The sequence below is a fragment of the Streptomyces sp. NPDC051211 genome, from assembly GCF_040689505.1.
Taxonomy (GTDB): domain Bacteria; phylum Actinomycetota; class Actinomycetes; order Streptomycetales; family Streptomycetaceae; genus Streptomyces.
In genome coordinates this window covers 157,419-180,701 of the sequence record NZ_JBFBAV010000004.1, presented here as the reverse complement: position 1 = coordinate 180,701, position 23,283 = coordinate 157,419, and the positions used below count along the sequence as shown (strand labels likewise).

Sequence of the window (23,283 nt, the reverse complement as noted above, 5' to 3'; positions counted from 1 at the left end):
GGGGGCACAGGTGGCTTCACACGGCACGTTCGAGGAGGAACTGAACGTCCTCGCAGCCGATTTACGGCGGCTGCGCATCGACCGCGGCAATCCCTCGTACCGGAAGCTGGAGGCCAGGGCGGCGAAGTCGCGCACCGGAATCCGGCTGCCGGTGGCCACCCAGAGCGACGCGTTCCGGGGGAAACGGCTGCTCGGCCTGGACACGCTGATGGCGCTCGTGCGGATCCTCCACTCCTTCGACGAGTACGGCCGGGAGACCGCCGTTCCGCCGCACAACTCGCCGGACCTGGGCGTCTGGCGGGCCCGCTGGCGCGCCTTGGCCGCCCTCCAGCCGCCGGCCCCGGACCGCGTACGGCAGCCCGCGCCGGCCACGCCCGCGCTCGCCCCCACGGCACTCGGAGCGAGCGGCTTCGCCCTCGCGCATGTGCTCACCGCGCGATTGAGGGGCAACTGGGGTGCCGTGTTCTCGCCGGACGGCCGGCTCCTCGCCACCACCGCCCGTGACGGTGTGGTGCAGTTGTGGGATCCCGTCAACGGCCGGGCCGTCGGCGAGATCGACGTCCCGTCCGGCCCGGTGCTCGCCATGACGTTCTCGCCCGACGGCCGCCTCCTGGCCACCGGGGGCGTCGGTGGCGCCGCGAGGCTGTGGCACACGACGACCTTCACCCCCGCGGGATCCCCGTTGCTCGGCCACGACGACCCGGTTCGCGCGGTCGCCTTCTCGCCGGACGGCCGTGTGCTGGCCACCGCCGGCGACGACGAGACCGTACGCCGCTGGGACGCGGCCACCGGCGAGCCCGTCGGCGACCCGCTGATCGGGCATTTCGGCGAGGTCGGAGCGCTGGCCTTCCGGCGTGACGGCGGCCTGATGACCGCGGTCAAGGGCAAGCACGCGGTCCGGTTGTGGGATCTACCCACCGGGGCGAGCGTGGGCGAGCCCCTCACCGGGCACGGCAGCGAGGCCCTCGGGATCGTCTTCTCCCCGGACGGCCGCCTGCTGGCCCTCGGCGGCGAGGACGGGGCTCGACTGTGGGACACCGCCACCGGTGCGGCCGTCGGCGGCGCGCTCAGAGGGCCCGACCCCTTCGTCCGGGGGCTGGCCTTCTCGCCCGACGGCCGGCTGCTGGCCACCGGAGGCGACGACGAAGGGACCGTACTCCTGTGGGACGTGTCGACCGGCGCCCCGATCGGTCCACCCCTGACCGGCCTCGACATGGCCGCCCACAGCATCGCGTTCTCCTCCGACGGGCGCTTCCTGGCCGCCTGCGGTGAGAGCGGCACCGTCGTGATCCATCACCGCGATGCGGCCGCCGCGGGCTCCGGGCCTTCCCTCGGGACCAGGGCGGTGGCCGCGGCGCTGCAGCAGGGCAGCGCCATCGCCCTGCCCCCCGTGTCGGCCGACAACGGGGTGCTTCTGCGCCGGCTCGCGTTCTCGCCGGACGGCAGCCGGCTCCTCGTCCGTACCGGGGACCACAGGATCCTGGCCTGGGATCCGGAGACCCGTGAGCCGCTGGCCGAGAGCCTGCTGCTCCCGTCCGGCACACCGTGGGGCCTGGAGTTCCCGGACGAGGCCGGCCCGGCCGAACTGTGGACCCCGGCTGCGGTCCGGAACCGGCCGCTGAGCCGGCCGGTGGCGCTGTACCAGCAGGTGGCCTTCGCCGCCGACCGGCGGCTGGCGATCATAGGCGGAGCCGGCGGAGTGCTGTTCTGGGACGTGGTCGACGGCGCGCAGGCCACTTCCGGGGCGCCTGACGGCATGTCGGACGTTTTCGCGGTCGCCGCGTCTCCGGACGGGAGCCTGCTGGCCGCCGTGGTCCACGAGAAGCTGGTGCTGTGGGACCCGGCCGCCCCGGCATCGTCCGGCCTGGAGCTGGACGCCCACCGGCACGGGATCAGCACCGTGGCGTTTTCACCGGACGGCCGTCTGCTGGCCACCGGCGACATCGGCGGCGCCATCAGGCTGTGGGACCCCGCCGCCCCCTCGGCCGGCGTGCCGCTCGCCGGTCACACCGGGCAGGTGTGCGACCTGGCCTTCTCCCCGGACGGCCGGCTGCTCGCCAGTGCGGGCGCGGACGGCACCGTGCACCTGTGGGACCCGGCCCTCGGCGAGTCAGCCGCGGGGCAGCTGCCGCTCACCGGGCATGTGGGCCCCGTCCGAGGAGTCGCCTTCTCCCCCGACGGGAGTCTGCTCGCCGCCGCCGGGGACGACGGCACCCTGCGCTTCTGGGCGCTGCCGGGCCCGGGGACGGGTGTGGCCCGGTCCCGGTAGTCCCGGGCCGGGCCACACGTACCGATCGGATCAGGAAGTCGCCGTCAGGGTCGCCGAGCGGCGCGGGATCGCGAAGGCGTCCAGTTCCGCGCGGGACAGCCCCGTGAGGGCGGTGACCTCGTCGGAGCCGACCGCGCCGCAGTCGAGGCCGCGGACCAGGTAGCCGGCCAGGGCCTTGGCGGTGGCCGGCTCGTCCATGACGTCGCCCTCGATCTTGGCGACGTACGCCTTCAGGCGCGCGGCCGCGGTCTCCAGGCCCTCGCGGTAGAAGGTGAAGACGGCCGCGTAGCGGGTCGGGAGGTGGCCCGGGTGCATGTCCCAGCCCTGGTAGTAGGCGCGGGCCAGGGCGCGTCGGGTCAGGCCGTAGTGGAGCCGCCAGGCCTCGTGGACGTGCTCGGCGGTGCCGATCGGCAGCACGTTCGTCGAGCCGTCGGAGACGCGTACGCCGGTGCCGGCGGCCGCGACCTGCATGATCGCCTTGGCGTGGTCCGCGGCCGGGTGGTCGCTGGACTGGTAGGCGGCGGAGACGCCGACGCAGGCGCTGTAGTCGAAGGTGCCGTAGTGCAGGCCGGTGGCCCGGCCCTTGGCGGCGTCGATCATGCGGGCGACGGTCGCGGTGCCGTCGGAGGCCAGGATGGACTGGCTGGTCTCGATCTGGATCTCGAAGCCGATCCGGCCCGGGCGCAGGCCGCGGGCGGTCTCGAAGGCCTCCAGCAGCTTGACGAAGGCGGAGACCTGCTCGGCGTAGGTCACCTTGGGGAGGGTGAGGACCAGGTTGTCCGGGAGGCCGCCGTGGGCGAGGAGGCCGGACAGGAAGATGTCCGTGGTGCGGATTCCGCGGTCGCGGACGTTGGACTCCATGCACTTCATGCGGATGCCCATGTACGGCGCGTTGGTGCCGTTGGAGAACGCCTCGGAGACGAGCCGGGCGGCGCGGGCGGCGGCCTGGTCCTCCTCCTCGTCGGAGCGGACGCCGAAGCCGTCCTCGAAGTCGATGCGCAGGTCCTCGATGGGCTCGGAGGCGAGCTTGGCGCGGACGCGCTCGTAGACGGTGGCGGCCAGCGCGTCGTCGATGCCCAGGACCTTGCCGAAGGTGGCGGCGTCGGGGGCGTGCTCGTCGAGGGCGGCCAGGGCCTGGTCGCCCCAGGAGCGGATGGTGTCGGTGGTGAAGACGTCGCCGGGCACGTAGACGGTGTGGATCGGCTGGCGGGTGCCGGGGTCGCCCGGGTAGCGGCGCGCGAGTTCCGCGTCCACCGGCGCGAGGGAAGCGCTGATGCCCTCGCTGACCGCTCCTGCGAGGCTCGTCGCCACCTTCTCCTGCTGACCCATCGTGCACTCTCCTATTTTCCGCTTCACGGAAGCATTGATCCGCATAGCAGAATTTAGTCAGGGCGTTCCGCTCAGTCAATGGTTGCAGGGAACGGCTCGGGGCCGCGTGGTGAGTGTCACCACACGGCCCCGGGACGGATGATCTGCGCAGGTCAGGCGATTAGCCCTTGCGCGCCTTGATCTCTTCGGTCAGCTGCGGGACGACCGCGAAGAGGTCGCCGACCACGCCGTAGTCGACGAGGTCGAAGATCGGGGCCTCGGCGTCCTTGTTGATGGCCACGATGGTCTTCGAGGTCTGCATGCCGGCCCGGTGCTGGATCGCGCCGGAGATGCCGGAGGCGATGTACAGCTGCGGGGAGACCGACTTGCCGGTCTGGCCGACCTGGTTGGAGTGCGGGTACCAGCCGGCGTCGACGGCGGCGCGGGAGGCGCCGACGGCGGCACCGAGGGAGTCCGCGAGCTCCTCGATGATGTGGAAGTTCTCGGCACCGTTGACGCCGCGGCCGCCGGAGACCACGATCGCGGCCTCGGTCAGCTCGGGGCGGCCGGTCGACTCGCGCGGGGTGCGGGAGACGACCTTGGTGCCGGTGGCCAGGGCGCCGAAGGTGACGGCGAGCGCCTCGACGGTGCCCGCGGCCGGGGCGGCCTCCACCGGAGCCGAGTTCGGCTTGACGGTGATGACCGAGGTGCCCTTGGAGACACGGGACTTGGTGGTGAAGGACGCGGCGAACGCGGACTGGGTCGCGACCGGGCCCTCGTCACCCGCCTCCAGGTCGATGGCGTCGGTGATGATGCCGGAGCCGATGCGGACGGCCAGACGGGCGGCGATCTCCTTGCCCTCGGCGGAGGACGGGACCAGCACGGCGGCCGGGGAAACGGCCTCGTACGCGGCCTGCAGCGCGTCCACCTTCGGTACGACGAGGTACTCGGCGAACTCGGGGGCGTCGGCGGTGAGGACCTTGACCGCGCCGTGCTCGGCCAGGGTCGCGGCGGTGGCCTCGGCGCCGGCGCCCAGGGCGACGGCGACGGGCTCGCCGATGCGGCGGGCGAGCGTCAGCAGCTCGAGGGTGGGCTTGCGGACGGCGCCGTCCACGTGGTCGACGTAGACGAGAACTTCAGCCATGGGACTGCTCTCCTGCTATTGCGAAGTGTCTGGGGGCTTGTGAGGGGTGGCTGAAGTTCTTAGATGAACTTCTGGCCGGCCAGGAACTCGGCCAGCTGCTTGCCGCCCTCGCCCTCGTCCTTGACGATCGTGCCGGCGGTGCGGGCCGGACGCTGCGCCGCGGAGTCGACCGCGGTCCAGGCGCCCTCGAGGCCGACCTCGTCCGCCTCGATCTCCAGCTCCTCCAGGTCCCAGGACTCGACCGGCTTCTTCTTGGCGGCCATGATGCCCTTGAAGGACGGGTAGCGGGCCTCGCCCGACTGGTCCGTCACGGACACCAGAGCCGGCAGGGACGCCTCGAGCTGCTCGCTCGCGGAGTCGCCGTCGCGGCGGCCGGTGACGGTGCCGTCCTCGACCTTGACCTCGGAGAGCAGGGTGACCTGCGGGACGCCCAGGCGCTCGGCCAGGATCGCCGGGAGGACGCCCATGGTGCCGTCGGTCGAGGCCATGCCGGTGATGACCAGGTCGTAGCCGGCCTTCTCGATGGCCTTGGCCAGCACCAGCGAGGTGCCCATGACGTCGGTGCCGTGCAGGTCGTCGTCCTCGACGTGGATGGCCTTGTCGGCACCCATGGACAGCGCCTTGCGCAGGGCGTCCTTGGCGTCCTCCGGACCGACCGTCAGAACGGTGATCTCCGCGTCGTCCGCCTCTTCGGCGATCTGCAGCGCCTGCTCGACGGCGTACTCGTCGAGCTCCGACAGCAGGCCGTCGACGTCGTCGCGTTCGACGGTCAGGTCATCGGCGAAGTGCCGGTCGCCGGTGGCGTCGGGCACGTACTTCACACAGACAACGATCCTCAAGCTCACGCCGGCTCTCCTACTGCATCGTCTTTTCTGGCTGCTGCCTTCTGCAGGCAGCATAGGCGCCTTGTCGGCCGTCTCCCGGTCGGGGCGGTCCGCGCTCCGATCGAAATGTTACTCGTCAGTACATCGTGCGTTTCGCCAGGTTGCAAGGCCGGTCCACTGTGACCTAGCCAACGGGACGATTCAGTCGCGCAGCGCGTTGAAGCGGCCCCGGTGGTACAGCAGGGGACGCCCCTGTCCGCGGCCTTCCCCGAGCGGCTCTCCGGCAACCGCCTCGGCGATGACCACCCGGTGTTCCCCGGCCGGCACCCGGGCCACCACCCGGCACACCAGCCAGGCCAGCACCCCGTCGAGCAGCGGCACTCCGTGCAGCCCGGTCCGCCAGGCCGTGTCCGGCCCGAACCGGTCGGCTCCGCTACGGGCGAACAGCCCCGCCAGGTCCTGCTGGTGCTCTCCCAGTATGTGGACCCCGAGGTGGTCGGAGCCGGACAGGGCGGGCCAGCTGGAGGAGCCGGTACCGACGGAGAAGGAGAGCAGCGGAGGGTCGGCGGAGACCGAGTTGAGGGAGGTGGCGGTGAAGCCGACGGGGCGGCCCGCGTCGGCGGCGGTGATCACCGCGACGCCGGCGGCGTGCTGCCGGAACACCGAGCGCAGCAGCTCGGGCGATCCCTGCTGGGGAGTGGCGAGAACGGACGGGGCCGTCATCTGAATGTCCTTCTGTTCGTACCGCGTCCCGTCAGCCTGTCGATCACCTGCGCGCGCCGTCAAGCCACTGTTGTCAGATGTCAGGCGCGTCACTAGCGGCGACGGCGCGTGCACCGGCGCGCGTCCACCCTGGGCCTCGGGGTTCACACGGCGGCGCCGAGGGCGGCGATCACATCGGCCTTGCGGGGCATGCCGGTGGCGCGGCGGACGATCCGGCCGGCCGCGTCCAGCACCAGGACGGTCGGGGTCTGCTCGATCCCGAGCCCGCGGGTGAGGTCGAGGCGTTCCTCGGCGTCGATCTCGACGTGGGCGACGCCGTCGACCATGGCCGCGACCTCGGCGAGGATCCGCCGGGTGGCCACGCAGGGCCGGCAGAAGGCGCTGGAGAACTGGACCAGGGTGGCCCGCTCCCCCGGGTCCGTGCCGAGTTCCGCGGCTCCCAGCCGCCGCTCGTCCCGCTGCGTGCGCACGTAACGCTCCCGTCCCTGCCGCCAGTGTGCTCGTACGGTGATCCGAGCGCCCCGGAGGCGCACCGCATTCCCGGCGTGACGAGAATCTCCCCTGGTGCGAGCGCCTGGGCTGGTCAGGCGGGCGCGTATGGGGCACGATCCCCAAAGCCGCGTAACCTACGTCGGCGTAACTTGTCGGACTGCGGCCGCCCCGGCAGCCGCAGTCCACCGCACCCCCACAGCACCTACAGCCGGGAGCACCTCCCACCTCCCCAGGCAGAAAGCGGGACGTCCCCACGATGGCTGAACTCGTCTACCCGCCGGTGATCGGCGCCGCGCACACCCTCTTCAGGGCGCTGGACATCCGGATCGACATGAAGGGCACCGAGAACATCCCGCGCAAGGGCGGAGCCGTCCTGGTCTCCAACCACATCGGGTACCTCGACTTCATCTTCGCGGGGCTGACGGCCCGGCCGTCGAAGCGGCTGGTCCGCTTCATGGCGAAGGAGTCGGTGTTCCGGCACAGGATCTCCGGTCCGCTGATGCGCGCGATGAAGCACATCCCGGTGGACCGCACCCAGGGCGAGGACGCGTACCAGCTGGCGCTGACCGCGCTGCGCAACGGCGAGATCATCGGGGTGTTCCCGGAGGCCACGATCTCGCAGTCCTTCACCCTGAAGAGCTTCAAGTCGGGTGCCGCGCGCATGGCGCAGGAGGCGGGGGTTCCGCTGATTCCGGTGGCGCTGTGGGGCACCCAGCGGCTGTGGACCAAGGGCCGCCCGAAGGACCTCAAGCGCAGCCACATCCCGGTGACCATGCGGGTCGGCGAGCCGATCGAGGCCCCCACCGACCAGTACGCGGGAGCCATCACCCGGCGGCTGCGCGAGCGCGTGCAGGAGCTGCTGGAGGCGGCCCAGCGCGCCTACCCGGCCCGCCCCAAGGGCGCCGAGGACTCCTGGTGGCTGCCGGCCCACCTGGGCGGTACCGCGCCCACCCCCGCGCAGGTCAAGGAGGCGGGCGCGTCCTGACGCGGCCTAGTTCGGGTTCGAGGCGTGGGTGAGGGTCTCCCAGGCCTCGAAGTGGTTCTCGGTGCCGGCCGGGCGGCGGCTCTCGGTGAGCCTGCGGGTCTTCTCCATGCCGATGCCGAGCCGGGTGTTCAGGGCGTTGAAGCCGACCTCGGTGGCCGGGCCGAGGCCCTTGGTGAGGCTGCCGCCGCAGAGCCAGGAGGGGACCGGCTCGCCGAGTTCGTACCCGGCGTGGAAGCCGAGGGCGTGCCGGAAGCGGTCCTTGAACTCCGGGTAGAGGTCGCGTCCCTGGATCCGGGAGGTCTCGGCGACGTGCATGGTCGCGGCGATGCCCATGCCGGTGTGGCCGAAGTCCCGGCAGGTCTCCTGGGCGAGGCCGTCGACGAAGGTGGACTGGCCGTGCCAGTAGTCGACGAGTTCGCTCCTGGTGTCGATCGAGGAGCGCGGCGGGTACTTCGGCTGGGCTCCGTCGGACTTCAGGTAGAAGTAGGCGGGGAGCCGGCCGAGGTAGATGCCCATCGCCTTGTCGTAGTTCGCCCGGTCGTCGAGGTGGACCGAGATCCCGACCGCCGCGTCCATCATGATCAGTTCCCAGTTGCCGTTGCTGTTCGGCCGCCCGTTGATCACCTCGGGCAGGTAGACGGTGCGCAGCATGCCGGCGAACCGGCTCTGGTTCGGCCAGCCGCCGGTGTACGTGTGCTTGATGATCTCGGCGGCGCGGGGCCAGGTGGAGCCGGCCCATCCGCTCTGCAGCGGGGCGTTGCTGTTGGTGTGGTCCTTGATGGTGGCGGACCAGGCGTCCATCAGCTCGATGGACTTCCGCGCGTACTTGGCGTCCCGGGTGATGTACCAGGCCACGGCGTGGGTGTAGGCGGCGATGGCGTCCTCGCGCTCGTCCGTGCACCCGATGTCGGGGTTGGAGTAGGAGCCGCATTCGACGACGGCCCGCGGCTTGGGGGTCCGGGACAGCGATCCGTACCTGCTGCCGAGCATCTGGTCGTACGCGGCCTTCCAGGGCTGCTGCCCGGCCTGCACCTTGGTGCGTACGAAGTCCAGTTGGGCGCGGCTGTTGAGGACGCCGGGGTGGGTGAACTGCGCGGGGGCGGCGGAAGGAGCCGGGGCTGCGGGAGCCGCGACGGTGGGGGCGGGGAGCAGTGTCACGCCTAAGCCGAGGGCCAGGGCGGCGAGCCCGGCGCGGAGTCCGAAACGCATGGGGGGCCTTCCGGTAGGAGGGGTTCCGGCGGCCCGAAGATACTCATGCCCATGCCAAGCTGATTATCCGACAAGAAAGTTTCCTGTCAGAGATCCTCGTCTGACGCGCACCCCGACCCGCCGGACCGACCCGTCACCCCTCCCGTCGGCGACGGCGGTGCGCTGCGACCCGCTCCCGGGTGGCGCACGGGGTGGAGCAGTAGCGGCGCGGGCTGCCGGGACCGGTCCCGAGGAAATAGCGGCCGCACCCGGCGGCCGGGCAGGCCCCCCAGGCCACCCGCCCGTACTCGGTGAGGAGTTGGGCGAGGGCGAGGGCGCCCGCGGACAGGAACCAGTCGCCCCAGCCCGCATCCTCGCGGTCGGCGTGCAGATGCCAGGGATGGTCCCCGTCGCGCACCAGCCGCGGCCGGGCGCCGCATTCCGCGAAGAGGGCGTTGAGGGTCTCGGCGGCCCGGTCGACGTCGGTCTCGGCGAGCACCCCGCCCATCCGGGCGGCGGCGGCCCGCAGTTCGTCGGCATCGGCCTCGGAGAAGGCCGTGTCGGTGAGGTCGCGCGGATGCTCCCCGTGCCCGGCGAGCAGGGCCGCGAGGGTGTCGCGGGGGGCCGCCGGATCGGCGCGTACCGCTTCGGCGAGGTCGACGAGCCGCTGGGCGGGGTGGAAACCGTTCACACCCCGAGTGTAACGTCTTGCTGCATGAAGGCGTTACTCATACGAAGCGGGGAGACCCGCGGCGGCTTCGGCCGCTATCTTGCGGCCGCCCTGGCCGCACGCTTCGCCTCGGAGGGAGTGGGCATCGCACTGGTGCTGCTGGCCCTGGACCGCACCGGGGACGCGGCGCACGGCGCGTTCGTGCTGACCGCATGGCTGGCCCCGCACGTGCTGGCCGCTCCGCTGGCGGGTGCGGCCGCGGCCCGGGTACGTCGCCCCCGGCTGTTCTACGTCGGCTCGCTGGCCGGGTTCACCGCGGCGGTGGCCGCGCTGGCGGTTCTGCTGGGCCGCGCCCCCACCGCGGTGGTCCTGGCCGTGGCGGTGGCCGGCGGCTGCTGCGGCCCGATGGTGACGGGCGGCCTGTCCAGCCTGGTGGCCGGGCTGGTGCCGGCCGGACCCGGGCGGGACCGGGCGTACGCCTGGGACGCCTCCACCTACAACGCGGCCGCGGTGACCGCCCCGGCGGCGGTGAGTGTGGCCGCGGCCCTGGCTTCGCCCGGGCCCGCGATGGCCCTGCTGGTCGGCGCCGGCACCCTCTCCGCCGCACTGGCGACGACCCTGCGGTACGGGCGGCCGGCCGGGGACGCCGGGCCGCACGCCCTCGACGCCCCCGATGCACCCGCCGCGCCCGACACCCTGCGCAAGCGGGGCAACAAGGCCGGCCCGGGCCTGGGAGCGGGCCTGGCCGCCCTGTGGCGGGTGCCGGAGCTGCGGGCGATCACCGGGGCGACCACCCTCGCCTTCGTCGGCATCGGCGCGCTGACCACCACCTCGGTGCTGCTGGCGACCCGGCTCGGCAGCCCGGGCGGCGGCGGGGTGCTGATGACGGCCTTCGCCGTCGGCGCCCTCACCGGCTCCCTCGGCGTCGCCCGGCTGAGCGCGGTCCGGGCTCCGCTGGATCCCGGCCGACTGGCCCGCTGGTCGCTGGCGGGGACGGGAGCGGCACTGGTCGGGGCGGCGTTCGCATCCTCGCTGCCGGTGGCGGCCGCGGCGTTCGCGGTGGCCGGGGTGTGCGACGGGCCGCTGCTGACGGCCACCCTGCGGATCCGGGCCGGGTACGCGCCCGAGGCGGTACGCACCCAGGTGTTCACCCTGGGCGCGGGCCTGAAGCTGACGGCGGCCTCGGCCGGCGCGGCCCTCGTGGGGCTCACCGCGGGCGCGCCGCCGCAGGTGCTGCTGCTCGGGATCGCGGCGCTGCAATTGGCCGCGGCCGCGCTGCACGTCTCGGTCCGCGCCACCACCCCCGGGACCGGATCGGCGGCTGCTACAGGCCCGTCGGCAGGTTCCGCCACAGCTCCGGCCGGTCGGCGGACTCCTGGAGCGCCGTGAGCACGGCCGGGTGCGGGACGGCGTACAGCACGGGGTGGTCGATCTCGCCGAGCTCCGGGCGGACCGGGAAGGCGAGCTGCTCCCGGTCGAGGCTGAACCGGGCGTCCACGCCGGGCTTGTTCCCACGCGGGTCCTGCCGCGCCCAGCGGTCCTCGCCGGGCATCCGGACGGCGATCAGGCCGTGGACGACCAGCCCGCTGCCGTCGTCCTCACCGAGCAGCTGGTAGCAGAGGGCGGTGGGGATGCCCCGGGCCCGGAGCAGGGCGGCGACGGCGTGGGCCTTCGCGTAGCAGATGCCGGTGCGCAGGCGCAGTACGTCGGAGGCGCGCCAGGTGACGCGGAGGTCGCCCGCGTCGTTCGAGTGCGGGACGGTGTCGCGGACGAATTCGAAGGCCACCTTGGCGTATGAGTATGCGTCGCCGGTGGCGGTCCAGAGGGCGTCCGCGGTCTCCTGGACCAGCGGGTGGTCGTGGTCTATGGCTTCGTCCGCGGCGAGGTATGCGGACAGGTTGGAATGCTCCTGGATCAGTTCCATGATCCAGGAGCATACCTATGCATCAGACTGCATGCCTATGGATTATCGGGCCAGCTCTTCCTTCAGCGCCTGAAGGAAGCCGTCCACGTCCTCGACCTGCGTGTCGAAGCCGCACATCCAGCGGACGTGCCCCGCCGCCTCGTCCCAGAAGTAGAACCGGTACCGCTGCTGCAGCCGCCGGGACACCTCGTGCGGCAGCTTGGCGAACACCGCGTTCGCCTGGACCGGGTAGAGGATCTCCACCCCGTCCACCTCCCGCACACCGGCCGCCAGCCGCTGCGCCATCTCGTTGGCGTGCCGGGCGTTGCGCAGCCACAGGTCCTTGGCCAGCAGGGCCTCCAGCTGCACGGAGACGAAGCGCATCTTGGACGCCAGCTGCATGGACATCTTGCGGACGTGCTTCATCTGCCGGACCGCGTCCGGGTTGAGCACCACCACGGCCTCGCCGAAGAGCATGCCGTTCTTGGTGCCGCCGTACGACAGCACGTCGACGCCCACCGCGTTGGTGAAGGTCCGCATCGGCACGTCCAGGGAGGCCGCGGCGTTGGCTATCCGGGCACCGTCGAGGTGGACCTTCATGCCGAGCGCGTGCGCGTGCTCGCAGATGGCCCGGATCTCGTCCGGGGTGTAAACCGTGCCCAGTTCGGTGTTCTGGGTGATCGAGACGACCTGCGGCATGGCCCGGTGCTCGTCCTCGAAGCCCCAGGCCTCCTGGTCGATCAGCTCGGGGGTGAGCTTGCCGTCCGGGGTCGGGACGGCAAGCAGCTTGATGCCGGCCATCCGTTCCGGGGCGCCACCCTCGTCCACGTTGATGTGGGCGGTCTTGGCGCAGATCACCGCACCCCAGCGGTCGGTCATCGCCTGGAGGGCGGTGACGTTCGCGCCGGTGCCGTTGAAGACCGGGAAGGCCTCCGCGTACGGGCCGAAGTGGCTGCGGATGACCTTCTGCAGGTGCTCGGTGTAGTCGTCCTCGCCGTAGGCGACCTGGTGGCCGCCGTTGGCGAGGGCGATGGCTTCGAGGATCTCCGGGTGGGCTCCCGCATAGTTGTCGCTCGCGAAACCGCGCACCGCCGGATCGTGGTGCCGGCGGGCGTCGGTCTTCAGGGTTGCGGGGTGAGCCACAGACGCTGTCCGTTCACTTCCGGGGCGGACCGGTCCCAGACGCCGGCAATGGCCTCGGCCAGTTCCTTGACGTCGGTGAAGCCCGCGAACTTCGCATTCGGGCGCTCGGCGCGCATGGCGTCGTGCACCAGTGCCTTGATGACCAGGATCGCAGCCGCCGCGCGCGGACCGTCCTCGCCCCCGGCCTTGCGGAAGGAATCCGCCATGGCCAGGGTCCAGGCCTCGGCCGCGGCCTTGCCCGCGTTGTAGGCGGCGTTGTTGGCGACCGGCTTGTGCGCACCGGACTGGCTGACCAGGACGAAGCGGCCGCGGTCGCTGCGCAGCAGCCCGTCGTGGAAGGCGATCGAGGTGTGCTGGACGGTGCGGATCAGGAGCTTCTCCAGGAAGTCCCAGTCCCCGAGGTCGGTCTCGGTGAAGGAGGCGCTGCCGCGCCAGCCGCCGACCAGGTGGACCAGGCCGTCGATCCGGCCGAACTCCTTCTCGGTGCGGGCCGCCCAGTCCTTGGTCGCGTCGAGGTCGAGCAGGTCGACCGTGTCACCGGTGACGGTGGCGCCGCCGTGGGCATAGCGGGCCGCGTCCACGGCTTCCGCCAGGCGGGCCGGGTCGGCGTCGGAGGCGACGACCGTGGCACCCGCCTCGGCGAGCCGGAGCAGGGCGGCGCGGCCGGCCGGGCCACCGGCTCCGGCCACCGCCACCACCGCACCGCTGAGCTTTCCGTTCCCGTTCCCGTCGCCGTTCGCGGAACCGTTCATGCTGGAAGCCTCCTGTGGGCGAGGGCTCACGCGGCGGTCCGCGCGACTTCGTCGTCGGCGTTGTGCGCGGTGATGCCCTTCGTGGAGGCGATCACTCCCTTGAGCTTCTTGGCGAGCGCCTCAAAGAACATGCTGAGCGGAAACTCGTCGGGAAGCACGTCGTCCACGAGCTTCCGCGGCGGCTGCGTCAGGTCGAGGGCGTCGGGACCCTTGGCCCACTTGGAGCCGGGGTGCGGGGCGAGGTAGGTGGAGACCAGCTCGTACGCCTTGAACCAGTGGACCAGCTTCGGGCGGTCGATGCCGTCGCGGTAGAGCTTCTCGATCTCGCCGCACAGCTGGTTGGTGATCTGCGGGGCGCGCTGCCAGTCGATCTTCAGCTTGTTGTCGGTCCAGCGGACCACGTCGTGCTTGTGCAGGTAGGCGAAGAGCAGCTGGCCGCCGAGGCCGTCGTAGTTCCGGTTGCGGTCGCCGGACAGCGGGAAGCGGAACATCCGGTCGAACAGGACGGCGTACTGCACGTCACGGCCGTGCTCGTTGCCCTCTTCTTGCAGCTTCACGGCCTCCTTGAAGGCGGTGAGGTCGCAGCGCAGCTCCTCCAGGCCGTACATCCAGAACGGCTGGCGCTGCTTGATCATGAAGGGGTCGAACGGCAGGTCGCCGTGGCTGTGGGTGCGGTCGTGGACCATGTCCCACAGGACGAACGCCTTCTCGCAGCGCTCCTGGTCGGTGATCATCGCGGCGATGTCCTCGGGCAGCTCGATGCCCAGGGTGTCGACGGCGGCCGCGGTCACCTTGCGGAAGCGGGCGGCCTCGCGGTCGCAGAAGATCCCGCCCCAGGTGAAGCGCTCGGGGGCCTCGCGGACGGCGATGGTCTCCGGGAAGAGCACGGCGGAGTTGGTGTCGTAGCCCGCGGTGAAGTCCTCGAAGGTGATGCCGAGGAACAGCGGGTTGTCGTACCGGGTGCGCTCCAGCTCGGCGAGCCACTCGGGCCACACCATCTTGAGCGCGACGGCCTCGAAGTTGCGGTCCGGGTTGCCGTTCTGCGTGTACATGGGGAACACGACGAGGTGCTGCAGGCCGTCGGCGCGCTCGGCGGCCGGCTGGAAGGCCAGCAGGGAGTCCAGGAAGTCCGGCACCACGAAGCCGCCCTCGGCCCACTTGCGCAGGTCTGAGACGAGCGCCCGGTGGTACTCCGTGGCGTGCGGCAGCAGCGGCGAGAGCTCCTCCACCGCGGCGATCATGCGCGCCACGGCGTCGTGGACGAGGGCCGGGGCGGGAGCGCCCTCCGCCTCGAAGTCGATCGAGCCGTCCTTGGACTGCCAAGGGCGGATGTCTTCCACGGCGGCCTTGAGCGCGGGCCACGCAGGGTGGTCTACCACCCGCGCACCGGCGGTTATCACGGCCCCGCCGACACCCGGCACAAGAGTTTCCGTCATGTCACTTCCTCCACAGGAGAACCTCACGTAAAGACAGCGTATGCGTGCGAGGCTCTCCTGCTCAAGGGGGGACTCCGAAAATTATCCTGCCGACCCCCCAGATCCACCGGAAGTCTTCCCGTCTTTCACGGTGGAAGCGATGGCTCCGCCCAGGCGTTCCAGGGCCTGGCGGGCCTGCGGGAGGGCCCGCGGGAGCGCGAGGAAACCGTGGAACATCCCGGGGTGGGCGTCAAGGGTCGAAGGAACTCCGGCGGCGAGCAGCAGGTGGTGCCAGGCCTGCCCGTCGTCGTGCAGCGGATCGCAGCCGGTCACCACCACGTGGGCGGGCGGCAGCCGTACGAGGTCCTCGGACCCGGCGTTCAGCGGCGAGGCCAGCGGATCCCGGCCGTCCCCGGCCGGGCCCAGGTACTGCCGCCAGAACCAGCGCAGCTGCGCGGTGGTGAGGTAGTAGCCCTCGGCGTTGCGGGTGTACGAGCCGAAGGCCATGGCGGCGGCCAGCGCCGGATAGATCAGCACCTGCAGCGCGACCGGCGGCCCGCCCCGCTCGGCGGCGAGCAGCAGCGCGGCCACCGCGAGGTTGCCGCCCGCGCTGTCGCCCGCGACGACGAGGGCGTCCGGGTCGCCGCCGAGCTCCCCGATGTGCGCCCCGGCCCAGCACAGGGCGGCGTGGACGTCCTCGGCGGGGGCGGGGAAGGGGTGCTCGGGCGCCCGCCGGTAGTCCACCGAGACCACGGCCGCGCCGGCCGCCCGGCTGATGTTGCGGGCGGTGGAGTCGTGGGTGTCGAGGTCGCACAGGACGAAGCCGCCGCCGTGGGCGAAGACCACGGTGGGCCGCGGGCCGGGCCACTCCTCGGGGTCGGGGAGGTAGATCCGCACCGGGACCGGCGGGGCGCCGGGCGGGCCGGGCACGGTCCGGTCCTCCACCGCGCCCACCCGGGGCGGGTCGCCGGGCAGCCGCGGTGCGGCGGCGAGGATGCGGCGGGCCTCGGCGGCGTCGGTGACGGTGCCGCCGACATCGGGGAAGACGGCGGTGAGGGCGTCGACGAAGGGACGGGCCCGCGGATCGAGCCGGTCGACCGCACCGGCTGGTGCACCGGCCGGGGCCCCGACTCGGGCCGAGGCTCCGGCGCCGACACCGACACCGGCTCCGGCTCCGGCTCCGGCTCCGGCTCCGGCCGGGTCTGTGCCCGGAGAGCCGTTCACGCGGCGGCGCCGCGGAAATGCGGGATGACCTTCTCGCCCCACTGGCGGATGGTCTCCATACAGGCCTCCTGCGGCACGGTGCCCATCTGGATCAGGCACATGATCTCGTCGGCGCCGGCGTCCCGGAGCCGTTCCACGTAGGCGATGGCATCGTCGGCACTGCCGTAGGCGTGGTCGGCGTTGAAGGTGGCCGTGGAGGTGGGCCGGACCGGAATGTCCTGCTCGTTCAGCCGGGCGACCACCTGTTCGGCGGCCCGGCGCATGGCGGCGGCCTCGTCGGCGCCGTCGACCACGGCCTCGTCGGGGATGCCCGCTCCCCCGTACCAGTGGCCGATGGACTGGGCGAAGAACCGCTGGCCGCGGATGCCGATCCGACGGGCCAGGGCCGGGTCGTCCAGGACGATGGTGGGGCAGAGCACCGAGAAGTGGTCGTTGACCACGGTGGAGACCCGGCGGCTGCCGTCCCGGCCGGCGATCGCCCCGTCGTACACGGCGCGCATCCCGGCGATCGACTCGGGCCCGGCGAACCCCATGACCAGGGCGCCGATGCCCAGCTCGGCGGCCTGCACCAGGGTTTCGGCGCGGCTGCAGGCCAGGAAGAGCGGCGGGTGCGGGGTCTGGGCCGGCCGGGGCAGGATCGGGTGCGGGTCGATGTCGATCAGCTCGCCGTGGTACTCGAGCTCCTCCTCCTGCCAGGCCTTGCCGATGATCCGCAGGGCCTCCTCCACCTCCTGGGCGGTGCGCTCGCGGTCGACCCCGCACAGCGAGGTCTCCTGTTCGGTCCCGCCCCGGCCGGCCCCGAGGTCGAGACGGCCGCCGGAGAGCAGGTCCAGCATGGCGGCCCGCTCGGCCACCCGGGCCGGGTGGTTGAAGTTGAAGGGCATGCACACCACCCCGTGGCCGATCCGTATGGTGTGCGTCCTGGCCGCGACGAAGCTGAGGAAGATCTCCGGGGCGCTCATGTGTGCGTACCACTTCAGCGAGTGGTGCTCGACGGCCCAGATGCGGTCGAAGCCCATGCGTTCGGCGAGTACGGCCTGCTCGACGCAGTCGCGGATGACCTGGTGCTCACGCTCTACGGTGGGGTCGGCCAGTTGTGCCTCGAAGATCACGGAGAATTTCAACGGTGCCTCCAGGGTTGCGTCCCGCGTCCGGCTTCACTTCAATTCGAAATATGACTAGTAGTCAGAAGCCAAAGAAGCAAGACCTTCCACCGACCGCGTGGGCCGTGCTCGGTCTGCTCTCCTTCCCGGGCGAGCGGACCGGCTACGAGCTGAAGAAGTGGGCCGACTCCTCGCTCCGGTTCTTCTACTGGTCGCCGGCCATCAGCCAGATCTACGCCGAGCTGCGGCGCCTGGAAGAGCTCGGGTACGCCTCCTCCGAGCGCTCCGGCCCGGAGGAGGCCCGGGCCAAGCGCCGGTACGCCATCACCGGCGCGGGCCGTGCGGCGCTGGCCGGCTGGGCCGCGGACACCGCCGAGGCCGGCCCGCCGGTCCTCAAACACGGGCTGCTGCTGCGGATCTGGCTGGGACACCTGGCCGAACCGGAGCGGCTGCGGGCCATGGTGACGGAGCACCAGGAGCACACCCGGGCGGAGCTGGCGGCCGTACGGGAGGCCATGGCGCACGCGGCCGAGGTGCCGGACTGGGCGTTCCCGGCGCTCGCGCTGCGCTGGAGCGAGCGGCAGCACCTGGCGGAGCTGGAGCTGGCGGAGGCGCTGCTGTCCGACATCGCCGTGCTGGAGGCCTCCGGGACTCACCCTGGACCTGAGGTCGAGGGTACCGGTCAAGGCGGCGGGGACGCGCCCACGGCCGGGTGACGCGGCCGGGCCGCCGGGGCCGCTCCGGTGCCGGGACGGCCCTGGCGGGAACCGGCCGGACGGCCCTGCCGGGCCGCTGCACGCACGGTCCCATCGCGCGCCGGGCGGACTAGCATGCCTCCTCCATGGGGAGGCGCGGTCGGGACACCGGGCCTCCCAGGGGGAGCCGCCGTCGACGGAAGCGAGAGAACCTTGACTTTCCTCACCATCGGTCACCGCGGGGTCATGGGTGTCGAGCCGGAGAACACCCTGCGGTCCTTCGTCCGCGCGGAACGTTCCGGCATGGACGTCATCGCCCTGGATGTGCAGCTCAGCAAGGACGGCGCCCTGGTCGTCCTGCACGATCCCGAAGTGGACCGCACCACGGACGGTTCGGGTGCCGTCGCCGATCTCACCCTCGCAGAGCTGCGCGGACTCGATGCCGGGCTCGGCGAACGGGTGCCGCTGCTCGAGGAGGTGCTGGACGCGGTGCGCGCCCCGCTGCAGGTCGGGATCGCGGACCGGACCGTCGCCCACGCCCTGGCCGCGCTGATGCTGCGGCGGGACCTGACCACCCGGGTCGAGGTCGCCTCCGTGCAGGACGCGGCGCTCGCCGAGATCGCCCGCCTGGTGCCGGGCGTACGGACCACCCTCACCGCGAGCCGCTACGGCGAGGACATCGTGGACCGGGCCCTGGCGGCCGGCGCGGAAACGGTCGCTCTGAACATCCGCCGGCTGACCCTGGAGACGGTGGAGTCCGCGCACACGGCGGGACTGCGGGTGACCGGGTGGACGGTGAACACGCAGGAGCAGCTGCGGCTGGTGCGGGCCCTCGAACTGGACGGCGCGGCCACCGACTTCCCGGAGATCCGGCTGACCGGCCGCTTCACGGCCTGAACTACAGCGACTTCACCAGCAGTTCGAAGGCGAGGTCATCGCGGCGCGGGCGGCCGAACCGCTCGTTGCCGTACGGGAAGGGGCTCAGCTCGCCGGTGCGGCGGTACCCGCGCCGCTCGTAGTAGGCGATGAGCTCGTCCCGGACGTTGATGACGGTCATCCGCATCTCCTTGGCGCCCCAATCCTCGCTCGCCCGGCGCTCGGCCTCGGCCAGGATCTCCTTGCCGAGGCCACCGCCCTGGAGTCCGGGCCGGACGGCGAACATGCCGAAGTAGACGTGGTCGCCGCGGTGTTCGAGCTGGCAGCAGGCGACCAGGGCGCCTCCGCTCTCGACCACCAGCAGCAGCGAGTCCGGCTTCTCGATGACCTCGCGGACGCCCTGCTCGTCGGTGCGCTGCCCGTCCAGGTAGTCCGCCTCGGTGGTCCAGCCGCCCCGGCTGGCCTCGCCCCGGTACGCCGACTCGACCAGCTCGACCAGGGCCGGCACGTCCGTGTCGACGGCGCTGCGGTAGGTGAGGGCGGCGGGGGTCGGCATCGGGCGCTCCGTTTCGTGTGCTGGGCTCACCGCAGCCTATCCCGCGGCGCCGTAGGGACGGCCTCGGGGCCGGCGGCGTGCGGCCGGTGCCCGGCGGGCATCTCTTCCGGTGTCACCGTCGAACCGGGAGGTTCCGCCGTGCACCATTCCGTCGCCCCCGTGCTGTCCTGGCTGCTGGTGCTGCTGTGCGCGGCGAGCGGCGGGTACTGCCTGCTGCGGGGGCGCAGAGCCGGGGGCCGGGCGGATGCCGTGATGGGGTTCGGGATGGCGGCCATGGCCCTGCCGCTCGGCGGTGCCGGGCGGGCGGTCCACCTGGCGCTGGGGGCGGTGTTCTGTGCGGCCTCCGTGCAGGCGGTGTGGCAGTTGCGGGGCGGCGGGCGACACCATGCGCACCACCTGGTGGGGTCGCTGGCCATGGTGTACATGACGCTGTGGCCGGGGGTGCCGCCGCTGACCGGGGCGCTGCTCCTCTACTACTCGGGGTACGTGCTGCTGGGCGGTTCGCGGTTGGCGGGCGGGCCGGCCGGGCTGACCCGGGCCTGCCGACTGGCCATGGGGATCGGAATGTTCGCGATGCTGCTGACGCTGTGAGGCGGGCCGCGCCGGGAGAGCTCGGGGGCGCGGGCCGGCAAACGTGTCCTGCGTCACCAATGCCGCGTGACCGTACCGGCAGGTAGTGGCCCGCTCGTAGGCTGGCGGCCATGATGGTCCCCGCCGTTCTCCTGTTGCTCGGCATCCTGACCGCTGTACTGGCTCCGCGGCTGCTGGCCCGGGCCGAGTGGCCGGAGCGAGAACCCGTGGTGGCGTTGTGGGTCTGGCAGTGCGCGGTGGCCGCGGTGCTGCTGTGTCTGGGGCTGTCCATGGTGCTGAGTGCGGCCGCGGCCTGGCAGGCGGTGCGCCGACAGCTGTTCGCCACCGCTCCGAGCGGGGTGGTCGAGGCGTACGCGCTGGGCCCCGGTGGCCCTTGGGCGGCCGGGACGGCGCTGCTGCTGGCGGGCGGGGCCCTGTGGACGGGGGCGGTGCTGACCGGCGAGGTGCTGCGGGCCCGGGCCCGGCGGCGGGCCCGGCGGACCGAGGTCGTGCTGCGGGCCCCGCTGCTGCCCGGGGAGGATCCGGGCGGGGTGCGGCTGGTGCTGCTGGAGGGTGAGCGGCCGGATGCCTGGTGGCTGCCGGGTGCGGCGCCGCAGCTGGTGGTGACCACGGCCGCGCTGCGCCGGCTCAAGGGCCGGCAGCTGGATGCCGTACTGGCCCACGAGCAGGGGCACGCAGCCGCCCGGCACGACTGGCTGCTGCACTGCTCGCGGGCACTGTCCGGAGCGTTTCCGCAGGTGCCGGTGTTCGCGGCGTTCCGGGACGGGGTGCACCACCTCGTGGAGCTGGCGGCCGACGACGTGGCCTCGCGGCGGTTCGGGCGGCTGACGGTCGCGCTGGCCCTGGTCGGACTGAACGAGGACCGCGGGGTGTTCGGGCCCTCCGCCACCCCGCAGGCCCATGTCCCGCAGCGGGTGAGCCGGTTGCTGGCTGCGGCCCCCCGGCTGCCGGCGGGCCGTCGGCTGGGCCTGACCGCGACGGCCGCCCTGGTGCCTGCGGTTCCGCTGCTGGTGGCTTTCGTCCCCGGGCTCACGGCGCTGACGTAGGGGTGCGGACGGCTGCCGATGCGATGATCCGCCCCATGGAACGGCCGACTGTGCTGCGGGGCGGAGGTCTGCGATGGGCCGGGGCGGGCTGCGCGCTGACGGCCGTCGTCCTGACGGTGCTGGTGGTGCTGGAGTGGCGCCCGTTGGTCCGGTACGACATACGGGTCGCCCGGACCCTGCACGCAGAGGCGCTCGCTCACCCGGCGCTGGCCCAGGCCAACCGGATCCTGACCGACTGGATCTGGGATCCGTGGACGATGCGGGCGCTGCTGGTCCTGGCCTGCTGGTGGCTGTGGTGGCGCGGGGAACGGGCCCTGGCGGTGCGGTTCGCGCTGGCCGGGGTCCTGGCCACGCTGTTGCAGCAGGGGCTGAAGGCAGTGGTGGGGCGGGAGCGTCCGGTGTGGCCGGACCCGGTGGACTCGGCGGACTACGCGGCCTATCCCTCCGGGCACGCCCTGACCGCGGCGGTGGTGTGCGGGTTGCTGCTGTGGCTGTTCCCGTCCTCCACGGGGGCCCGGGCGGCGGCCGTGGTGTCGGTGCTCGGGGTCGGGTTCACCCGGATCCTGCTCGGAGTTCACTGGCTGTCCGATGTGGTGGGCGGCTGGCTGCTGGGCGTCGTGGTGGTGGCTCTGGCAGTGGAGGGGACACACCGGCCGCGCCCCCTTCTCGGGCGGACGGGCAGCGAGGATCCTGACAGCGGTTCGTGAGACCGCATCCGACACCGTCCGTCTGCCGGGAGGCCGTCATGCCCATGCTGGTGATCGAGGGAAGCTACCGGGTGCTGGGCGCCCGGCCGGACGGTGACTCGGTGCGGTTCCTGCCCGCCGACCCCGCGCACTGGGATCTCGTACCGGGACCGCACCGGGTGCGCAGCAACCGTTCGGGCGCGGCCCAGGTGCGGCTGGACGGCATCGACGCCCTGGAGACGCACTACATACCGGCACACGGCAGCGAGCTGCAGCAGCCGGCCCCCTTCGGTGAGGACGCGGCGGACGAGCTGACGGCCTGGCTCGGCTTCGCCGCGGTGCTGCGTGACGGGCACGGCACGGTGACCTCCTCGGAGCCGGCGACGGTGCCCGGGTTCGTGCTGACCCGGGGTGCCGACGTCAACGGGCGGTGTGTGGCGCTGGCCGGGCGCGGTACCGCGCCGGCGCCGGGCGGCACGCAGCTGCACGTGGATGCGGCGCTGTTGCGGCAGACCGCCAACCTGCACCAGCTGCGGACCGGGCTCGCCTATCCGACCTTCTACCGGAAGCTGTTCGTGGAGCTGCGGGAGGCGATGACCGGTGCGGTGCTGCTCGCCCGGTCGGAGGGCCGGGGGCTGTGGCCGGCAGACCGGACCCTGTCCGGGGCGAAGATCGACGGGCTGGCCTCGCTGAGCGAGAGCGAGGTGCTGTTGCCGAAGCTGTTCCGGCGGCTGGCCGACTATCTGACGCTCGGCGCGGGCGACCCGTCGCTCGCCGGTTTCCGCGCGTATCTGGACCAGCGGGAGGACCGGGTGCTGGTGCTCTCGCGCAGCCAGTTCACCGGGCTGTCGACGGTGGTGGAGACGGAGGGGCAGAGCATCCGGCTGACCGTGCCGCCGGAGGACCTGGTCTTCGAGGAGCGCTGACCGCGCCGCGGCAGGCCGGAGCGGCACGCACCGGTGCTCGGCGATCCCCCGCGTCGCCGAGCACCGGTGGCCCGGTGCGCTGAGTATATTGGCTGGGAGCCAGTCAACGCAGGAGTAAGCATGTCCCCGCGCAGCGCATCGGTCAATGAAGAATTGCGGAGACGCTCACGGGAGCGGCTGCTCCAGGCCACGGTCGACCTCGTGGCCGAACGCGGGTACGAGGCGACCACCCTCGGGGACATCGCCGACCGGGCGGGCGCCGCGCGCGGCCTGGTCTCGTACTACTTTCCCGGCAAGCGGCAGCTGCTCCAGTCGGCGGTGCACCGCCTGATGCACCTCACGCTCCAGGAGGCGCTGGAGCGGGAACCCCGGACGGAGGACGGGCAGGAGCGGATGGCCCGGGCGATCGACGCGATCCTGGGGCTGGCGCGGGACAAGCCGGTGCTGATGCGCACGCACATGGCGGGCATCCTGCAGGCCGAGGGTTTCGTGCAGTGCCCGGAGCAGCAGCGGCTGGCGGAGCTGCTGCGGGAGACCGTGGCCCGGCACGGCTCGCCGGACGCGGACCGGGACTACCCGATGCTGCGGGCGCTGCTGATGGGTGCGGTGTTCGCGGTCCTGCTGCCGGGGGCGGCGATGGAGGCGGCCCGGCTGCGGGCCGAGCTGTTCCAGCGGTACGGGCTGGAGTGGGAGATGGGGGTCCCGCCGGACGGGTGCGACCCGCCCGGCGGAACGTTGCCTCAGACTCGGGAGCAGGTCTGACG

At 72.5% G+C, this 23,283-nt stretch carries 24 protein-coding genes; 10 read left to right on the top strand and 14 right to left on the bottom strand.

Features of this window, described 5'->3' with window-relative positions:
* Window positions 1-10 precede the first annotated feature (10 nt).
* Window positions 11-2,269, top strand: a complete 2,259-nt coding sequence (locus AB0447_RS07070) for a WD40 repeat domain-containing protein (RefSeq protein ID WP_366475488.1) — start codon at window positions 11-13, stop codon at window positions 2,267-2,269.
* 30 nt (window positions 2,270-2,299) lie between these two features.
* Here the strand turns inward: AB0447_RS07070 and AB0447_RS07065 are convergent, their stop codons facing one another.
* The 5 genes from AB0447_RS07065 to AB0447_RS07045 form a co-directional block, all read right to left on the bottom strand.
* Window positions 2,300-3,598 carry an aldolase gene (locus tag AB0447_RS07065; protein WP_366475487.1) on the bottom strand — a complete coding sequence of 433 codons (1,299 nt, stop codon included), beginning with the start codon at window positions 3,596-3,598 and terminating at the stop codon, window positions 2,300-2,302.
* Window positions 3,599-3,758: 160 nt separating this feature from the next.
* The gene (locus AB0447_RS07060) at window positions 3,759-4,721 is read right to left on the bottom strand and encodes an electron transfer flavoprotein subunit alpha/FixB family protein (protein ID WP_366475486.1); all 963 of its coding nucleotides are present in this window, start codon (window positions 4,719-4,721) and stop codon (window positions 3,759-3,761) included.
* Window positions 4,722-4,780: 59 nt separating this feature from the next.
* Entirely contained in the window at window positions 4,781-5,566 is a 786-nt protein-coding gene (locus AB0447_RS07055; RefSeq protein WP_351307438.1) for an electron transfer flavoprotein subunit beta/FixA family protein, read from the bottom strand.
* Between the two features lie 180 nt (window positions 5,567-5,746).
* On the bottom strand, window positions 5,747-6,268 hold the full coding sequence (locus AB0447_RS07050; protein WP_366475485.1) for a flavin reductase family protein: 522 nt from the start codon (window positions 6,266-6,268) through the stop codon (window positions 5,747-5,749).
* A gap of 143 nt (window positions 6,269-6,411) precedes the next feature.
* Complete coding sequence (locus tag AB0447_RS07045) at window positions 6,412-6,738, bottom strand: thioredoxin family protein (protein WP_366475484.1); 327 nt, start codon at window positions 6,736-6,738, stop codon at window positions 6,412-6,414.
* 278 nt (window positions 6,739-7,016) lie between these two features.
* Between AB0447_RS07045 and AB0447_RS07040 the strand changes: the two genes are divergently transcribed.
* Complete coding sequence (locus tag AB0447_RS07040) at window positions 7,017-7,745, top strand: lysophospholipid acyltransferase family protein (protein ID WP_366475483.1); 729 nt, start codon at window positions 7,017-7,019, stop codon at window positions 7,743-7,745.
* Between the two features lie 6 nt (window positions 7,746-7,751).
* Here AB0447_RS07040 and AB0447_RS07035 read toward each other — a convergent pair whose 3' ends face one another.
* Together AB0447_RS07035 and AB0447_RS07030 are read right to left on the bottom strand one after the other, a co-directional pair.
* A complete protein-coding gene (locus AB0447_RS07035; RefSeq protein WP_366475482.1) occupies window positions 7,752-8,954 on the bottom strand; it encodes an alginate lyase family protein in 1,203 nt (400 codons plus the stop codon).
* Between the two features lie 133 nt (window positions 8,955-9,087).
* Window positions 9,088-9,624 (bottom strand): CGNR zinc finger domain-containing protein, encoded by a 537-nt coding sequence (locus AB0447_RS07030; protein ID WP_366475481.1) that lies wholly within the window; start codon window positions 9,622-9,624, stop codon window positions 9,088-9,090.
* Between the two features lie 24 nt (window positions 9,625-9,648).
* On the opposite strand from AB0447_RS07030, the gene AB0447_RS07025 reads away from it, so the two are divergent.
* The gene (locus tag AB0447_RS07025) at window positions 9,649-10,992 is read left to right on the top strand and encodes an MFS transporter (protein ID WP_366475480.1); all 1,344 of its coding nucleotides are present in this window, start codon (window positions 9,649-9,651) and stop codon (window positions 10,990-10,992) included.
* Here the strand turns inward: AB0447_RS07025 and AB0447_RS07020 are convergent.
* The 6 genes from AB0447_RS07020 to AB0447_RS06995 form a co-directional block, all read right to left on the bottom strand.
* Window positions 10,928-11,527: a transglutaminase family protein gene (locus AB0447_RS07020; protein WP_366475479.1), complete on the bottom strand. Its 600-nt coding sequence runs from the start codon at window positions 11,525-11,527 to the stop codon at window positions 10,928-10,930. The genes AB0447_RS07025 and AB0447_RS07020 overlap by 65 nt on opposite strands.
* 42 nt (window positions 11,528-11,569) lie before the next feature.
* On the bottom strand, window positions 11,570-12,631 hold the full coding sequence (locus AB0447_RS07015; protein WP_366475571.1) for a low specificity L-threonine aldolase: 1,062 nt from the start codon (window positions 12,629-12,631) through the stop codon (window positions 11,570-11,572).
* Window positions 12,628-13,401, bottom strand: a complete 774-nt coding sequence (locus AB0447_RS07010; RefSeq protein WP_366475478.1) for an SDR family oxidoreductase — start codon at window positions 13,399-13,401, stop codon at window positions 12,628-12,630. Before AB0447_RS07010 ends, AB0447_RS07015 begins: the two co-directional genes overlap by 4 nt.
* Before the next feature lie 26 nt (window positions 13,402-13,427).
* The gene (locus AB0447_RS07005) at window positions 13,428-14,837 is read right to left on the bottom strand and encodes a DUF6421 family protein (protein ID WP_366475477.1); all 1,410 of its coding nucleotides are present in this window, start codon (window positions 14,835-14,837) and stop codon (window positions 13,428-13,430) included.
* A gap of 81 nt (window positions 14,838-14,918) precedes the next feature.
* Window positions 14,919-16,040 carry an alpha/beta hydrolase gene (locus AB0447_RS07000; RefSeq protein WP_366475476.1) on the bottom strand — a complete coding sequence of 374 codons (1,122 nt, stop codon included), beginning with the start codon at window positions 16,038-16,040 and terminating at the stop codon, window positions 14,919-14,921.
* Window positions 16,037-17,164: an LLM class flavin-dependent oxidoreductase gene (locus AB0447_RS06995; protein WP_366475475.1), complete on the bottom strand. Its 1,128-nt coding sequence runs from the start codon at window positions 17,162-17,164 to the stop codon at window positions 16,037-16,039. The genes AB0447_RS07000 and AB0447_RS06995 overlap by 4 nt, the downstream gene beginning before the upstream one ends.
* 50 nt (window positions 17,165-17,214) lie before the next feature.
* Between AB0447_RS06995 and AB0447_RS06990 the strand changes: the two genes are divergently transcribed.
* Together AB0447_RS06990 and AB0447_RS06985 are read left to right on the top strand one after the other, a co-directional pair.
* The gene (locus tag AB0447_RS06990) at window positions 17,215-17,859 is read left to right on the top strand and encodes a PadR family transcriptional regulator (RefSeq protein WP_366475474.1); all 645 of its coding nucleotides are present in this window, start codon (window positions 17,215-17,217) and stop codon (window positions 17,857-17,859) included.
* 192 nt (window positions 17,860-18,051) lie between these two features.
* A complete protein-coding gene (locus AB0447_RS06985) occupies window positions 18,052-18,735 on the top strand; it encodes a glycerophosphodiester phosphodiesterase family protein (RefSeq protein ID WP_366475473.1) in 684 nt (227 codons plus the stop codon).
* A gap of 1 nt (window position 18,736) precedes the next feature.
* Here the strand turns inward: AB0447_RS06985 and AB0447_RS06980 are convergent, their stop codons facing one another.
* Window positions 18,737-19,270 carry a GNAT family N-acetyltransferase gene (locus AB0447_RS06980; protein WP_366475472.1) on the bottom strand — a complete coding sequence of 178 codons (534 nt, stop codon included), beginning with the start codon at window positions 19,268-19,270 and terminating at the stop codon, window positions 18,737-18,739.
* A gap of 138 nt (window positions 19,271-19,408) precedes the next feature.
* Between AB0447_RS06980 and AB0447_RS06975 the strand changes: the two genes are divergently transcribed.
* The 5 genes from AB0447_RS06975 (at window position 19,409) to AB0447_RS06955 (ending at window position 23,281) form a co-directional block, all read left to right on the top strand.
* A complete protein-coding gene (locus AB0447_RS06975) occupies window positions 19,409-19,861 on the top strand; it encodes a DUF5134 domain-containing protein (protein ID WP_366475471.1) in 453 nt (150 codons plus the stop codon).
* A gap of 110 nt (window positions 19,862-19,971) precedes the next feature.
* Window positions 19,972-20,907 (top strand): M56 family metallopeptidase, encoded by a 936-nt coding sequence (locus AB0447_RS06970; RefSeq protein ID WP_366475470.1) that lies wholly within the window; start codon window positions 19,972-19,974, stop codon window positions 20,905-20,907.
* Between the two features lie 35 nt (window positions 20,908-20,942).
* Window positions 20,943-21,614, top strand: coding sequence for a phosphatase PAP2 family protein (locus tag AB0447_RS06965; RefSeq protein ID WP_366475469.1), 672 nt, complete (start codon window positions 20,943-20,945; stop codon window positions 21,612-21,614).
* 38 nt (window positions 21,615-21,652) lie between these two features.
* The gene (locus AB0447_RS06960) at window positions 21,653-22,519 is read left to right on the top strand and encodes a nuclease (protein ID WP_366475468.1); all 867 of its coding nucleotides are present in this window, start codon (window positions 21,653-21,655) and stop codon (window positions 22,517-22,519) included.
* 120 nt (window positions 22,520-22,639) lie between these two features.
* Window positions 22,640-23,281, top strand: a complete 642-nt coding sequence (locus AB0447_RS06955; RefSeq protein WP_366475467.1) for a helix-turn-helix domain-containing protein — start codon at window positions 22,640-22,642, stop codon at window positions 23,279-23,281.
* Window positions 23,282-23,283: the final 2 nt, after the last annotated feature.

Excerpts from the sequence above, each read along its gene's own strand:
- AB0447_RS07005 (WP_366475477.1), bottom strand. The coding sequence starts at position 14,837 with ATGACGGAAACTCTTGTGCCGGGTGTCGGCGGGGCCGTGATAACCGCC.
- AB0447_RS06955 (WP_366475467.1), top strand. The coding sequence starts at position 22,640 with ATGTCCCCGCGCAGCGCATCGGTCAATGAAGAATTGCGGAGACGCTCA.
- AB0447_RS07040 (WP_366475483.1), top strand. The coding sequence starts at position 7,017 with ATGGCTGAACTCGTCTACCCGCCGGTGATCGGCGCCGCGCACACCCTC.
- AB0447_RS06980 (WP_366475472.1), bottom strand. The coding sequence starts at position 19,270 with ATGCCGACCCCCGCCGCCCTCACCTACCGCAGCGCCGTCGACACGGAC.
- AB0447_RS07025 (WP_366475480.1), top strand. The coding sequence starts at position 9,649 with ATGAAGGCGTTACTCATACGAAGCGGGGAGACCCGCGGCGGCTTCGGC.
- AB0447_RS06965 (WP_366475469.1), top strand. The coding sequence starts at position 20,943 with ATGGAACGGCCGACTGTGCTGCGGGGCGGAGGTCTGCGATGGGCCGGG.
- AB0447_RS07035 (WP_366475482.1), bottom strand. The coding sequence starts at position 8,954 with ATGCGTTTCGGACTCCGCGCCGGGCTCGCCGCCCTGGCCCTCGGCTTA.
- AB0447_RS07060 (WP_366475486.1), bottom strand. The coding sequence starts at position 4,721 with ATGGCTGAAGTTCTCGTCTACGTCGACCACGTGGACGGCGCCGTCCGC.
- AB0447_RS07065 (WP_366475487.1), bottom strand. The coding sequence starts at position 3,598 with ATGGGTCAGCAGGAGAAGGTGGCGACGAGCCTCGCAGGAGCGGTCAGC.
- AB0447_RS07050 (WP_366475485.1), bottom strand. The coding sequence starts at position 6,268 with ATGACGGCCCCGTCCGTTCTCGCCACTCCCCAGCAGGGATCGCCCGAG.
- AB0447_RS06970 (WP_366475470.1), top strand. The coding sequence starts at position 19,972 with ATGATGGTCCCCGCCGTTCTCCTGTTGCTCGGCATCCTGACCGCTGTA.
- AB0447_RS07010 (WP_366475478.1), bottom strand. The coding sequence starts at position 13,401 with ATGAACGGTTCCGCGAACGGCGACGGGAACGGGAACGGAAAGCTCAGC.
- AB0447_RS07020 (WP_366475479.1), bottom strand. The coding sequence starts at position 11,527 with ATGGAACTGATCCAGGAGCATTCCAACCTGTCCGCATACCTCGCCGCG.
- AB0447_RS06990 (WP_366475474.1), top strand. The coding sequence starts at position 17,215 with ATGACTAGTAGTCAGAAGCCAAAGAAGCAAGACCTTCCACCGACCGCG.
- AB0447_RS06960 (WP_366475468.1), top strand. The coding sequence starts at position 21,653 with ATGCCCATGCTGGTGATCGAGGGAAGCTACCGGGTGCTGGGCGCCCGG.